Here is a 12,856-nt window from a genome sequence, read left to right as displayed (position 1 = left end):
ATTCATGGCCTTAAAATATTGGTTGTTTTGTGATTGTGATCAGCGGGTCTTGGCCTGCATTCACTTGTTTTAGCGGATGATAACATGGTCCAAGCCTGTCTGCATTGAGGATAACCAAGGAGCCTAAAATTTTTGGCGCATCGTTGGGAATATCGAAATATGCTAGAACTTCACCTTGTTCAATGTCTTTTTTACCTAAAGCATTAATTGGGTGTCTTTCAAGCGCCATGTACTCTTGTGGTAATTTAATATTTACCAGCAGCTTTAATCCGTTCCCTGCAAGAATGATGAATTCACTCCCTTTGTGTCGGACTTGCTCCAATTGGCCCGTGACGGGGGAGGTCACTTTGTTGCTACTCATTTCTACACAAATGCCACGTCCCAACATGCCTTGTGCAAATATGGGGTCTGGATGTAGGTGCAATGGCAGCACTTTCCCAGTGAAAGGGCTTGCTAAATGCATCAACAAGTTATTGATTGTGGTAATTGGGGCGTATTCAATAGTTGGTGAAAATATCATTTATAGAACTAGGTACCCGTCTTTTTTCAATGCTTTAACTGCAGTGTCAATCTGTTGATGTTTGACCAAAATATAGTCGGTATCGTATGTTGAAATTGAAAATATCGACACGTTTGCCTTAGCTAAAACGCCAGAGATATTCGACATAATGCCAGTTAACGAAAAGCCTAAAGGGCCAATGACCTCTAATGCTCGCCAGTTATCTTCGGCTGCAAAACTATCAATTTCAATGTTACTCGGGCACACAATAGATAACTCATCTTGGGTTTTGGCGATAAAGAAAATATCGGCATTAACGACTTTTTCAGGCAACTTGGCATCGCGATCGAGACTGTGGATCGCAAATGTTTGACTGAGAAGCTGAAGAGTTTGTTTTGACATGCCCTAACTCTATTTGATGAACTATTTAGATAGTATAGCTAAGAGTTAAGAAATAATAGTTCTTAACTCTTAGTAAGTTACAATTATTGTTGTTGATCAGCAATTTGCTGCGCTTGAATTGCGGTAAGAGCAATCGTGTACACAATGTCTTCAACAAGTGCGCCACGACTGAGATCATTTACAGGTTTGCGCATGCCTTGAAGCATGGGGCCTATGCTAATAAGTTCAGCACTTCTTTGCACCGCTTTGTAAGTCGTGTTGCCAGTGTTGAGATCGGGGAATACAAACACCGTCGCTTTACCAGCTACTTTGCTGTTTGGTGCTTTTTTCTTCGCCACATTTTCCATAATCGCCGCGTCATATTGCAAAGGTCCGTCAATATCTAGATCTGGACGCTTTTGCTGCGCTAACTTGGTTGCTTCACGCACTTTGTCGACATCAGCGCCTTGCCCTGAAGTACCCGTGCTATAGCTGATCATTGCAACGCGTGGTTCTATACCGAATGCCGCTGCTGAATCGGCCGATTGGATTGCAATATCCGCGAGTTGTTCGGCTGTTGGGTCTGGATTGATTGCACAATCGCCATAAACAAGTACTTGATCCGGAAGCAGCATAAAAAATACAGAGCTAACCAGTGATGACCCCGGTGCTGTTTTAATGAGTTGCAGTGGCGGTCGTATCGTATTTGCTGTGGTATTTACAGCACCGGAGACGAGTCCGTCAACTTCACATTGAGCAAGCATCATCGTACCAAGCACCACATTGTCTTGTAGTTGTTCTTGCGCGACGACTTCGGTTAAACCTTTGCCTTTGCGAAGCTCAACCATGGGGGCAACATATTTGTCGATATGAGATGCCGGTTCTAATATTGTTACATTTTCGTTCAGCTCGACGCCTTGCTGGGCTGCAATACGCTCGATTTCCTCACGTTCACCGAGTAATACGGTCTTTGCAATGCCGCGTTCGCCACAAATAGCGGCCGCTTTGATTGTTCTAGGTTCATTACCTTCAGGCAACACGATGGTCTTGTTTGCTTTTCTTGCCAAATCAGTGAGCAAGTAACGAAATGCGGGTGGAGAGAGCTTACGGGTCTTAGCTACGCCGACAGCTAACTCATCGAGCCAATCAGGATCAATATGGCTCGCATTGTGTTGTTTTACCTTGTCGATACGCTGTTCGTCATCACTGGGTACTTCCATATTGAAGTTGTGCAGTAATAGTGACGTTCTCCAAGTATCGGCTTCAGTAGCCAGAATTGGCAGCCCGGTTTCCATTGCTTGTTCGCACAAGGTCATTATTCTTGGTTCTGGCTTAAAGCCGCCAGTTAACAGGATGGCACCGAGCTTAGTACCATTCATTGCAGATAGACAAGCCGCGACCAGTACATCAGAGCGATCACCCGGAGTTACCAATAAAGCACCTGGGGTGAAATGATTAAGGATATTAGACACTGTTCGCGCACAAAAGGTTACTCTGCGCAAACGGCGGTGCATCATATCACCTTCGTTAATTACTTCGGCTTTCATATAATTGCAAAGATCGATAACACGAGGGGCCACCAAGTCGAAGTCCCAAGGAATGCAGCCTAGCAGCATAAATGGGTGCTTTCTAAAAATGGGCAGCGACGCAAGACGATGAAGTTCGTTTTCTAGTGCATCGGGGTCGTGTTGTTCTACTAAATCAGCACGCGCGCGACCTTGTTCATCCAGCGGCGCATTGACCTTATTGAAAATGCAGCCCAATACTCGAGAATGGTTTACCGTACCATAGTTACCAGCGGCAATTTCTAGCCTGTCTTCCAGTTGGTCGTTACTGTCGTTACCTGGAGTCAAAACAAATACGATGTCAGCCCCAAGGGTTTGTGCTATTTCTCTATTTACACGTCCAGCATAGGGTTGTAATCGGGTAGGGACCATCCCTTCGATGATCGCCACTTCGTCGTCTTGGATCACACTTTCAAAGCGCTCGACTATTTCTTCGAGTAAATCATCACCCTTGCCATCGCCAATCATTTGCTCAGCATAACTTAGTTCAAACGGCGTTGGCGGATTAACGGCGGAACCCTGCTGAACAATAGCCGTTGATTTTTCGGGGCCGTGTTCGTTTTTCCTCGGCTGTGCTATGGGCTTAAAGAAATTAACTTTCACCGCTTTTTGTTCAAGTGCACGCACTAAGCCAACAGAGACTGAGGTTAATCCCACGCCTGTAGATACAGGGATTAACATAATTCTTCTACCCATATTTATTGCTCCTGCGCAATGCGTGCTGCATCGGACGCGATAACCCATTCCTCATTGGTCGGAATGACAATAGCGCATGGTGAAGTACTTGATGTGATAATGCCTTGTTGCCCAAATCGTGCTGCTAAATTCTTATCAGGATCAAGTGATAAGCCTAAGAATGAAAGTTGCGAAACCACTTTAGCGCGGATCACATCGGAGTTTTCGCCAATCCCGCCAGTAAATACTAAGGCGTCTAGGCCACCAAGTGGCACAGCAAATGCGGCTATTTGTTTAGCAAGGCGGTAGCAAAAAATATCGAGCGCCAGCATCGCTTGTTCATTACCTTGCGCCGCAGCTTCTTCAATTGTGCGGCAATCGTTTGACAGTTCACTGATCCCAAGTAGGCCACTTTGTTTGTTTAACAGCAAATCTACTTGTGTTGGCGAATACTTAAGGTGATTTACCAAGAACGAGAAGATGCCCGGGTCAATATCACCAGAGCGCGTGCCCATCATTAAGCCTTCAAGTGGTGTTAAACCCATGCTGGTATCAACTGAATGACCATTTTTTATCGCAGTAACAGAGCATCCATTTCCTAAATGGGCGCTAATAACACGCGAGTTAGACTCATCTAGCGCTAAAATTTTGTGTGCTTGAGCCGTTACATAGTAGTGACTAGTACCATGAAACCCGTAGCGACGAATACCGTGCTGTTTATACAAAGAGTAAGGTAGAGCGTATAAAAACGCTTCTGGTGTCATTGTTTGGTGAAACGCAGTATCAAACACAGCAATTTGTGGCAGCGATGAAAACGCATGTTGCGCAGCTTCGATGCCTAACAAGTTTGCTGGATTATGTAGCGGTGCTAAAGAGCTTGTTTGTTTAATTGCGTCTAAAACATCGCTAGCGATCAGTACAGAATGCGTGAAGTGTTCACCACCGTGCACAACGCGATGACCAACAGCAATGAGATTTTTGTCCAAATCGAGTTGTTTAACGAGTTCGACTAATCGCGCAATTGCAACTTGGTGTGCATCGCCATCATTTAATGTGATGGTTTGCTTACTGCCATTGTGTTTATATTTTATTAGCGGCTCTCGCTCAGCGAGGCGTTCCGCGAGGCCAGATAAAACTTCTGCACCAGAGTTGATATCGATGATGGCAAATTTTAAACTCGAGCTACCGCAGTTTAAAACTAAGACATGGGAAGATGACATAATGACTTTCCGTTTTGACAATAACAGTAAACGCGTATTAAGCTTAAAGTATAGTGGCATTTAAGCTACGCATTAGACCAAGGTATAATTGACTCATTTGCCAGTAATTTTACCTGATTTTTTTCTTAAAAGTTAGCACCGAGGAGTGACGATGCAAAATAGTCTAATTTCACAAGTGCAGCTTGGACGCCAGTACGCTAAGGAATGGCCAATGCGTAAAGAACTCGCCCCCATGTTTGCCGAGTTCAGAGTTATCAAGGCCACCGAATTTGCTTTGACAGTGATGCCTGTGCTCGCAATTTTTACTGTGTTTTTACAAACAAGCCATCTTGGTATGGACTATTTACCGCAATCTATCGCGATTGCATTATTTTTTCTTTCGTTACCCGTGCAAGGCCTGCTGTGGCTTGCTAAAAGATGTGAAACGCCTCTCAATCCATCATTGAACAGTTGGTACAACGAGTTGTATCAAAAAATGGTCGCAAATGGTTATGACGTGCCGCTTACCTCTCGTAAGCCAAAATATAGAGAGTTGGCTAAGCTGTTAAGCGATATGTTTAATAAAATGGATAAGGCGTTTACGAAAGAGCAGTTTTGAAACTGCTCTTTTTTTATTGTTTATTTTTTCGCAAATTCGCTTAAGTAGAAAGACAAGGTAACCTCATGGTGAGAGGTTGCCCTGAGCGATTCGTAGTGTGAATCTTTAAACTTCCAAGCAAATGGCGTCATTTGGATCAGTTGCTCAATAACCTCAGTACTTATGCTCTGTTTTTCTTCTAGTAAAGTGTGCTTGGTTAATTCAAAGCCATTTGGTGCCTCAACCGCCTCATGCAACTGTACTTCATCATATATATGTTTTTTCAGTTCAAATAAATGACAGGGTCCCGGACTCACAATTATCGCGGTCCCATTGTTTTGGCACAGGCGAGCCATTTCTTGCTCAAATATTGGCGCGAATACACTGACCAGCACATTTGCACATCCGCTAGCGAAAGGCGCTTGTTTTGTGGATGCGACGCTAAAGTTCACATTTTTGTATCGCTTAGCTGCGTATTTAATCGCAGATTTAGAGATATCCACACCGTAAACTTGGCGTGTATCTTGGACAAATTGATGAGTGTAAAAGCCTTCGCCACATCCTAAATCGATAACCACATTAGGTTGATATGAGTTAATCAGTTCAACTAGTGCTTGGCGCAAGAACACATAGTGATCGGTTGCGAAAAACGCGCGTCGTGCTTGTACCATTTCCAAATTATCGCCTGGTTGCTTTGACTTTTTATTTTGCACAGGCAATAAGTTTACATATCCTTCTTTTGCATAGTCGAATTGGTGCCGATTTTCACAGAGTAGGCTTTGTTGATGCTGCGTCAGTGGTTTTGAACAGATAGGACAGTGGTACAAAAGGCTCATTTATCTAGGTATTCCTGATCGTAAAATGTTTTTACCCAATGAGGGCGATAAGTGATGAGTAGGGTTATTGCCATGCCATTAAGCATAGCTTCGGGAAACCAAATGATAACAGAAAAGAACATATAGTTATCGCGTAATGTTGCAAAATCATAGGCCCCTAAAAAGTAAAAATAGCCACTACTTATAAGAATTTTAGCGGCACCGATACTGCCGCCTACAAGAAATGCACATACAAAAATATAGATGAAGAAGTGCTTTGGTAGAAATCGATGGCAAAGTAAATACGCGCAATAACTTAAGTACACAGGAATAAGCCCAGTAAAAACAACAAACTCACTAAATGTATTCCAGTTTAAGCTTGTGAATGCCAGTAATAGTACACTCGCTAAGATGACGCATAGACAAGCCAGTCGCCAACCCATAATCAATGTGACAGCCGTTATGCCCAGTATATGGATGTCTAATTGTGGCAGTATGCCTGCTTTTATTTGCCAAAGCAGCACTAATACCAAAGCACAAGCGAATACGCCGGTCTGACGAGCGGGACGTTGAAGTAAGGTGAAATAGGCTTGTCTATTGAGTGTGGCGGCAAATAATGCCGCCATAAGAGCGCTTATCAGCATATTTAAAGATTGAATGTCGCCCAAATTGGCGCATGATCTGACGGTTTTTCGATGCCTCGCAGTTCGTAGTCAATGTCACTTTCAGTACATTGCGCCATCAGGGAGTCTGTTACCAAAATTACATCGATACGCAGGCCTCTGTTGTCATCAAACCCGCGTGAGCGATAATCAAACCACGAATATTGTTGTGTATCTTTGGGTTTTAACTCTCTAAATGTGTCTTTCAAGCCCCATGTTAGTAGGGTATCTAGCCATTGACGCTCTTCTGGTTGGAAAGAACATTTACCTGTTTTTAACCATCGTTTGCGATTTGCCTCTCCAATACCGATATCTAAATCAGTCGGTGAGATATTAATATCACCCATGACAACAAGGTTTTCCGATGGCTGACAATGTGTGCTTAGGTGTGACATGAGATCCGTGTAAAACTGTCTTTTGTATGGAAATTTTATCTCATGGCTAATGTTGTCACCTTGTGGGAAGTAACCATTCATGACAGTTACTTCTTTACCAGAGTTGCTTTCGAAGGTGCCCATGATCATGCGTTTTTGTGATTCTTCCGTGTCGGTGGAAAACCCTTTTTGAATCGCTTTAGCTGGCTTTTTAGATAATAATGCCACCCCATAATGTGCTTTTTGGCCGTGAAAATATACGTGGTATCCCATCGCTTCTACATCTTCTACTGGAAATGCCTCATCATGTACTTTGATTTCTTGAAGACCGATAACGTCAGGTTGATGTTTATCGATCAAAGCCTGAAGCTGATGAAGTCGCGCTCTAAGTCCATTGATGTTAAAAGAGATAATTTTCATATTATGATTATGACCTTATGATTCCGATAGGATTACTGATATTTATGTAGCACTATTTGGGCGCGTAAATAATACCATTCATTTGCAAATTGCTAAATGGCTTTGGGGTGTAAGTTTACCGCAAAAAAAAAGCGCCTCAATTTAAGGCGCTTTATTAGAGTAGTTAGAGATTAGAATACAAAGTCGACACCCATGGTGATTGTTCTAGAGTCTCCATGATAAGCCCAACCTGTTGGTTTGTGGCCTTGGTCTACGAACTTATCGTATTGAATTTTGAAAGCCGCAGTAGGTAGGAAGTTGTATCTTAAGCCAACACCTAGCATGTAGTGCTCTTCTAAATCTTCAGTTGCGTTGCCTCTGGTACGCTCATGATCAGCCTTCGAGTATGAAACGTAAGGCTGGAAGTCATCCCAGTTATACACTAAAGAAATGAGGTATGTAGGGAACTCGGTGCCAACCGCGTCATCATAATCAACAAAGTTCCAATCAAATAGCAGGGTAAATTTATCGAGTGAAACATTACCGCCAAAACCGATGAAGGTTTGTGAAAATGGCGTGTATGGGTCAATGCTACCATCCTGTTGAATGGTTTCTCTATCACGGTCATTTTGGAAATAGACGAAACGAAGGTCGAAGTTATCTCCGGAAATATTCCAGTTCATACCCGTAATGTCAGTCCAAAACTCGTTGACAGTTCTGGCCGAGCCACCATATAGCTTGTTGTAATAAAGCATCTCAACATTGTCATCCGAATACTCATTACCGTAGAAGAAGGTGACTGTATTGGCATACTCACCTAATTCAAAATCGTACATTGCATGCACGCCGTTGAATTGGGTTACTTGCCACCAATATAAGTTTGATGGTGGGCGCATCCAAGGGTAGGCGTAACCCACCTCGGAAAACTCAGAAAAGTAGTACATAGGAATGTTACGACGACCCGCCATTAAGGTCAGGTTATCGGTTGCTTTATAAGTTACATAATACCAATCAAACTCTGGCTCAAAATCATCAACCCCTTTTGCAACCAATTGGGCAGTGACAGTAAAGTTTTCAGCGAGATCCATCACGCCCTGAACAGCAAAGATAGACTCAGCCTTGAATGATAAATCGTTATCGTATTGCCCAACATCATAAAAGTCTGCTGTGAGTATTTCGTCTCTGGTTTTGCCTGGGTTTAGTGGATCATCAACGGTGCCCAATGTTTTACCCGCGACAATTGAACCATAACCACTGATTTTCAGATCAGCATAAGCACTGGTCGACAATAATAAAGGTATGCACGTAGTGACAGCTAAAAGAGTCTTCATAATTCACCCCACTAAAATTTAGCAACAACTTTGACAGCATCGGTTGCAGCACCTGCTTCGATGTAGCCAATGGCGTCAGGATTTGAGGATACAGCGGAAACCACATCTTGAGTTGAGTCCATTTCTTGTGGTGGTGTCCCTTTACCTGTAAATAAAATTTTTGACCAATACGCTTTTACTTGGCTACTCGATTTACCAATAACCTTGGTATTGAATTCATCGGTAGCTGGATCGCTTGAGCTGGCACTGATCAAAATGGCGGAGCGCCCATTTGAAAATGACTTTGCTTTACCTAAAAAAATCTTTTTGATGGTGGCTTGGTCAAATGTTGATGAGTTACTGGGGTGGACGATGATGGCTACTTCGGCATGTGCTTTTGACAGGCTAAGTAAGCAAAATGTAGACGCAGCGAGAACAACTTTCCACGTTATATTTTTTACAGGGAATAACATAGGAGGTTCCTTATGTGATTAGCAAAGAGTACAAACTAATTGTTTGGTATATCAAAAATAAAAATAGCCTTAAGATCTGTATATGCAAGTATTTGTAGCTAAAAAGTTGCTATTAAAAGAGCGTGAAACTGACAGATAAATGGGGAGTTTCAGAAACGGAGATTATCTCCATGAACCTATTTGGACCGGTATTGGGTCTTTTTAGATAAGTGTTTTTGCAAACGAATAAGGTGAGTTTTTGTAAGTGAGAAGTTGGTTAATAACGCTACGCGCATTGTTAAAATATGAACAGTTGTTAGCGGTGAAAAGCGAAGGTTTTACATTGATGTAAATAGTCTATTAAATGAGCGAAAAAGGTTGTTTTTATCATTTACAAAGAAAAAGTTGGTTATATAATGCGCGCAAATTCGTTCAAATTAGGTATATTATGTTTAAGTCACTTTCACTTGTAATCGCGTTATCTTCTGTTGCATCTCTTACTGCACAGGCTGCTACAGTTGAATATACAGCTGCAAACGCATCACCTGAGTCTAAGCTATGCGTTATCGCTGCACAGAAAGGTTTTAGTGCTGCACGTGTAGAAGCACAAAGACATGGTATTCACATTTCTCGTTTCTCAAAAACGTTAGTATGTAATGGCGAAGATATCCGTGACATCGCTAAAAATGCGGTTAAAGCGACTCAAAAAGAAGAGCAAAAAAATGTTGCTCTAGTGGCTAAAATTGAAAGTACTGAAACTGAACTTTGCATCAAAGCTGCACAAGATGGTTTTTCTAGTGCAGTTTTGAAAGGTTTCAAAGCTCGTAACTTGCGTTGTAACGACATGCCAGTAAGAGAATTTGTTAAACAGTACGGCAAAACAGCTATCTAATCGTTTTCTTTCTGTAGAACACAATCCGAAGGCCAAGCTTATTAGCTTGGCCTTTTGCTATTTATTCGCTATCAAAAAGTCGTTTGTGGGTTCTGCGAGCATATTCGTCTGTCATACCACTCAAATAGTCTGCTAGTACGCGCATTTGTGCATTTCTATTATCCGCTTTGATATATTCGTCTTGCGTTGTGTATGGCAGTAAACGCATAGCATCACTCGCCAGCGCACTGAATAAATCGATAAGCAAATTTTGACCGCTAAACTCAATTTGTTGCATTTTTGGCTCTTTTATCAAACGCTCAAATACGAACAATTTGAGAATGTCTAATATTTGTGCGAATTCATCGTCGAGCGATACACAGTATTTCAATAATGGAGAGTCAAAGTCCGCAGACTGTATACTCAGTTTACTGTTGATAATGAAAAGGTTTACAAGCTCACCTATGGCGTCTTTTCTATATGCCTCATCTCTAGAAAACAAACGACTCGTTAATTGTGACAAGTTATTTTTCAACCAAGTCGAGGGGAGTGCGGCGAGTTTGGGCTCTGCATAAAGCGTCCAGTCTGTGTAAGTCAAGGTATCTGTAGCAATAGCATCTTCTAGGTCATGTACGGCATACGCGATGTCGTCAGCCAGTTCCATAATTGAGCAATCAAGAGACTTATAGCGTGTTTTACATCGATACTGGTCAACGACATCATGCTGTTGAAGTAAAGTCCTATCATTGTCACTAAATGGGCTCAAAATCCAATCAAAAACATCATCATCGCATTGATAGATCCCTTTTGCTGGTAGCCAGTCTGTTGCCCTAATAAACCTGTGTGTGGGATCATGATGTGGCTTGTTAAACCAAAGTGTATCAATTATTGCTGGGTACTTAATAAATCCAAGTAATGTTCTGCGCGTAAGATTCATGCCAAACCCTTTGCTATATGGTTCGAGTTTAGACACGATGCGTAAGGTTTGCGCATTTCCTTCAAAGCCACCAAAATCCTTCATCAAATAGTTAAGCGCAGTTTCGCCACCATGGCCAAATGGGGGGTGTCCTATATCGTGCGCTAAACATAAAGTTTCGATTAGACTGGTAGAAGGAAAGTGCTCAAAGTTTGGGGTTTCAATCTTTAAGTGCCTTAACAGGCCACTACCAATTTGTGATACTTCCAGAGAATGGGTGAGACGAGTACGGTAAAAGTCATTTACACCAATACTCATGATTTGCGTTTTGGCTTGCAGCCTTCTAAACGCTGCAGCGTGGATTATACGGGAGCGATCAACCTGCCAAGGAGAGCGGTTATCGTTAGGCCGATGTTTATTTTGTTCTAATCGTCGCTGCTGCCAAACTGTATGCATGTATGCTCCGTATCAAATTCATAACGCGTTCCAATGTTCGATAAACTAACATAAATTCGCGTTTGATTACCGTTTAAGTATAATATGATGCTAATTTTAAAGCGAAAAATAGTATGTTACGTGTAAAAGCTGAAGTGAAATCAATATTTTCAGCAGGAAAAGCCAAGAAGGGAGTATGGCTCGCACAAAAACATAGAGGATGATTATGCAAGCTAGATTAATACAAATTGTTATTTTTGTTATTTCTGTTTGGGCGATAAGTTACCCCTTCGTGTTCAAGCAAACGCCTCAAACAATAGAGGAATCGACAGTTGAACGTAAGAAAGCAAAACCAAAAGTGGTAGAAAAGCCATTACACAACGTCAAATTACCTGATTTTGCAAACATTAAAGATATAAAACAGAAAAAGCAGCAGTTCTTCGACTTTATTAAACCGCACGTGAATGCGGAAAATAAACAAATCGAGGGTCAAAGGGCGGCGCTAGAAATTGCCTTAATGATGTTACAGGCAGATGCAGAGCTGACTGGTACCCAGACTAAAAAGTTGAGAAAAATCTTTGCTTACTATCGACTTGATAGTTCGGAGTTGACGATTGAAAGCATTCAGAATGCGTTGACTCATGTCGATATTATTCCTAAAGAACTCGCTTTGATGCAGGCTGCTAACGAGTCAGCTTGGGGAACATCTCGTTTCGCGAGAATAGGTTTAAACTTTTTTGGGCAATGGTGCTACAGAAAAGGCTGCGGTATGGTGCCTAAAAAACGTAATGATGAGGCAGAGCACGAAGTGGCTGCCTTTAAATCGGTCGGGGCTGCTGTTAAATCATACTTCAGAAACATTAATACGCATGAAGCTTATGCTCAATTGCGTGAACAGCGTGCACAATTGAGAGCACAAAAACTGCCAATTGATCCCACCGTACTCACACGCGGACTTGTTTCTTATTCAGAGCGTGGTGATGCGTATGTTGAAGAATTAAATGACATGATCCGCCATAACAAGGATTACTTTGATGAAGAATAAAGGTTTTGCGGCATTATTAGCAGTTTTAGCCACAAGCACAGTAGTGAACGCGAAAGAGTTTGTTGTATCTTACGATGGTTTTTACGACAGACTAAAAGAGGTTGAAAAGGGTGGCTTTGAGTATGCTCGCGTTAACTTTTATGTGGTGGATATTGCAACCCTAGAGCCATGTAAAATTGCGAAAGGTCAAATTGTAACTGAAAAATCAACCGCGCCCTTAACGTATACAAAGCATGCGCAGTTACTTCTGCCTTATGATAAACAGCTAGACCAAGATAAAGCCGTCATTGTGATCGAGCCAGAAAATCCAAAGCATGATTGTCAGCTTAAATTTCAAATCGAAGCTGAGCATTTTACTTCCGAAAACTTAAATAAATCGGATATGTACCAACTACATAGGGAGTTTGATGAACTACTATCGGATCTTTCAGGTTTTTTTGTAAGTAAATTGATGAGTTTTTTACTGCCCGAACAAAAGGGGCTCAAGGTCCAATTTACTGATAAAGTGCGCTTTGATGATGCACAAGTTCACTGTACAGATCAGCAATGTACATTTGAAGTACACTCTAGTTGGGAAAATGATCCAGTTAGGTTCAAAAGTCACAATGCACACCTTGCAGTACAAAAAGTAACGCCTTGGATCAGTAAATAAACTGCATT

Annotated in this window: 14 protein-coding genes; 4 read left to right on the top strand and 10 right to left on the bottom strand. The window is 41.9% G+C overall.

The window, feature by feature from the left end; translation table 11 throughout:
* Positions 1–10: 10 nt before the first annotated feature.
* The 4 genes from AC5FX4_RS13020 to AC5FX4_RS13005 form a co-directional block, all read right to left on the bottom strand.
* Positions 11–520, bottom strand: a complete 510-nt coding sequence (locus AC5FX4_RS13020) for a PTS glucose transporter subunit IIA (RefSeq protein ID WP_493606802.1) — start codon at positions 518–520, stop codon at positions 11–13.
* Complete coding sequence (locus AC5FX4_RS13015) at positions 521–901, bottom strand: ACT domain-containing protein (RefSeq protein ID WP_476289396.1); 381 nt, start codon at positions 899–901, stop codon at positions 521–523. It lies immediately after the preceding gene.
* Between the two features lie 83 nt (positions 902–984).
* Positions 985–3,141: a phosphate acetyltransferase gene (gene pta, locus AC5FX4_RS13010; protein WP_493606801.1), complete on the bottom strand. Its 2,157-nt coding sequence runs from the start codon at positions 3,139–3,141 to the stop codon at positions 985–987.
* A gap of 2 nt (positions 3,142–3,143) precedes the next feature.
* Complete coding sequence (locus AC5FX4_RS13005; protein ID WP_493606800.1) at positions 3,144–4,340, bottom strand: acetate kinase; 1,197 nt, start codon at positions 4,338–4,340, stop codon at positions 3,144–3,146.
* A 151-nt stretch (positions 4,341–4,491) separates the two neighbouring features.
* On the opposite strand from AC5FX4_RS13005, the gene yfbV reads away from it, so the two are divergent.
* Positions 4,492–4,938, top strand: a complete 447-nt coding sequence (gene yfbV, locus AC5FX4_RS13000) for a terminus macrodomain insulation protein YfbV (protein ID WP_493606799.1) — start codon at positions 4,492–4,494, stop codon at positions 4,936–4,938.
* A 20-nt stretch (positions 4,939–4,958) separates the two neighbouring features.
* Here yfbV and rlmA read toward each other — a convergent pair whose 3' ends face one another.
* The 5 genes from rlmA to AC5FX4_RS12975 all read right to left on the bottom strand — a co-directional run bounded on the left by rlmA (position 4,959) and on the right by AC5FX4_RS12975 (position 8,950).
* Positions 4,959–5,753, bottom strand: a complete 795-nt coding sequence (gene rlmA / locus AC5FX4_RS12995; protein WP_493606798.1) for a 23S rRNA (guanine(745)-N(1))-methyltransferase — start codon at positions 5,751–5,753, stop codon at positions 4,959–4,961.
* Positions 5,750–6,358 carry an energy-coupling factor ABC transporter permease gene (locus AC5FX4_RS12990; RefSeq protein ID WP_493606797.1) on the bottom strand — a complete coding sequence of 203 codons (609 nt, stop codon included), beginning with the start codon at positions 6,356–6,358 and terminating at the stop codon, positions 5,750–5,752. The genes rlmA and AC5FX4_RS12990 overlap by 4 nt, the downstream gene beginning before the upstream one ends.
* Before the next feature lie 20 nt (positions 6,359–6,378).
* Positions 6,379–7,188, bottom strand: coding sequence for an exodeoxyribonuclease III (gene xthA / locus AC5FX4_RS12985; RefSeq protein ID WP_493606796.1), 810 nt, complete (start codon positions 7,186–7,188; stop codon positions 6,379–6,381).
* Positions 7,189–7,358: 170 nt separating this feature from the next.
* Positions 7,359–8,498 (bottom strand): porin, encoded by a 1,140-nt coding sequence (locus AC5FX4_RS12980; protein ID WP_493606795.1) that lies wholly within the window; start codon positions 8,496–8,498, stop codon positions 7,359–7,361.
* A gap of 11 nt (positions 8,499–8,509) precedes the next feature.
* Positions 8,510–8,950: a type 2 periplasmic-binding domain-containing protein gene (locus AC5FX4_RS12975; RefSeq protein WP_493606794.1), complete on the bottom strand. Its 441-nt coding sequence runs from the start codon at positions 8,948–8,950 to the stop codon at positions 8,510–8,512.
* A gap of 343 nt (positions 8,951–9,293) precedes the next feature.
* On the opposite strand from AC5FX4_RS12975, the gene AC5FX4_RS12970 reads away from it, so the two are divergent.
* A complete protein-coding gene (locus AC5FX4_RS12970; protein WP_493606793.1) occupies positions 9,294–9,821 on the top strand; it encodes an exonuclease III in 528 nt (175 codons plus the stop codon).
* 61 nt (positions 9,822–9,882) lie between these two features.
* On the opposite strand, the gene AC5FX4_RS12965 is transcribed toward AC5FX4_RS12970, so the two are convergent.
* The gene (locus AC5FX4_RS12965) at positions 9,883–11,172 is read right to left on the bottom strand and encodes an anti-phage deoxyguanosine triphosphatase (RefSeq protein ID WP_493606792.1); all 1,290 of its coding nucleotides are present in this window, start codon (positions 11,170–11,172) and stop codon (positions 9,883–9,885) included.
* A gap of 205 nt (positions 11,173–11,377) precedes the next feature.
* On the opposite strand from AC5FX4_RS12965, the gene AC5FX4_RS12960 reads away from it, so the two are divergent.
* Complete coding sequence (locus AC5FX4_RS12960) at positions 11,378–12,196, top strand: glucosaminidase domain-containing protein (RefSeq protein ID WP_493606791.1); 819 nt, start codon at positions 11,378–11,380, stop codon at positions 12,194–12,196.
* Positions 12,186–12,848, top strand: coding sequence for a DUF2987 domain-containing protein (locus AC5FX4_RS12955; RefSeq protein WP_493606790.1), 663 nt, complete (start codon positions 12,186–12,188; stop codon positions 12,846–12,848). The genes AC5FX4_RS12960 and AC5FX4_RS12955 overlap by 11 nt, the downstream gene beginning before the upstream one ends.
* The last annotated feature ends 8 nt before the right edge of the window (positions 12,849–12,856 follow it).

It is taken from the genome of Pseudoalteromonas sp. ATL1 (assembly GCF_058933015.1).
Note: the sequence above shows the minus strand (reverse complement) of the source record. Positions and strands in the feature narration are given on the sequence as shown.

Excerpts from the sequence above, each read along its gene's own strand:
- AC5FX4_RS12990 (WP_493606797.1), bottom strand. The coding sequence starts at position 6,358 with ATGGCGGCATTATTTGCCGCCACACTCAATAGACAAGCCTATTTCACC.
- AC5FX4_RS13005 (WP_493606800.1), bottom strand. The coding sequence starts at position 4,340 with ATGTCATCTTCCCATGTCTTAGTTTTAAACTGCGGTAGCTCGAGTTTA.
- AC5FX4_RS12980 (WP_493606795.1), bottom strand. The coding sequence starts at position 8,498 with ATGAAGACTCTTTTAGCTGTCACTACGTGCATACCTTTATTATTGTCG.
- AC5FX4_RS12965 (WP_493606792.1), bottom strand. The coding sequence starts at position 11,172 with ATGCATACAGTTTGGCAGCAGCGACGATTAGAACAAAATAAACATCGG.
- AC5FX4_RS12975 (WP_493606794.1), bottom strand. The coding sequence starts at position 8,950 with ATGTTATTCCCTGTAAAAAATATAACGTGGAAAGTTGTTCTCGCTGCG.
- AC5FX4_RS13020 (WP_493606802.1), bottom strand. The coding sequence starts at position 520 with ATGATATTTTCACCAACTATTGAATACGCCCCAATTACCACAATCAAT.
- yfbV (WP_493606799.1), top strand. The coding sequence starts at position 4,492 with ATGCAAAATAGTCTAATTTCACAAGTGCAGCTTGGACGCCAGTACGCT.
- AC5FX4_RS12955 (WP_493606790.1), top strand. The coding sequence starts at position 12,186 with ATGAAGAATAAAGGTTTTGCGGCATTATTAGCAGTTTTAGCCACAAGC.
- AC5FX4_RS13015 (WP_476289396.1), bottom strand. The coding sequence starts at position 901 with ATGTCAAAACAAACTCTTCAGCTTCTCAGTCAAACATTTGCGATCCAC.
- AC5FX4_RS12960 (WP_493606791.1), top strand. The coding sequence starts at position 11,378 with ATGCAAGCTAGATTAATACAAATTGTTATTTTTGTTATTTCTGTTTGG.
- rlmA (WP_493606798.1), bottom strand. The coding sequence starts at position 5,753 with ATGAGCCTTTTGTACCACTGTCCTATCTGTTCAAAACCACTGACGCAG.
- xthA (WP_493606796.1), bottom strand. The coding sequence starts at position 7,188 with ATGAAAATTATCTCTTTTAACATCAATGGACTTAGAGCGCGACTTCAT.
- AC5FX4_RS12970 (WP_493606793.1), top strand. The coding sequence starts at position 9,294 with ATGAGCGAAAAAGGTTGTTTTTATCATTTACAAAGAAAAAGTTGGTTA.
- pta (WP_493606801.1), bottom strand. The coding sequence starts at position 3,141 with ATGGGTAGAAGAATTATGTTAATCCCTGTATCTACAGGCGTGGGATTA.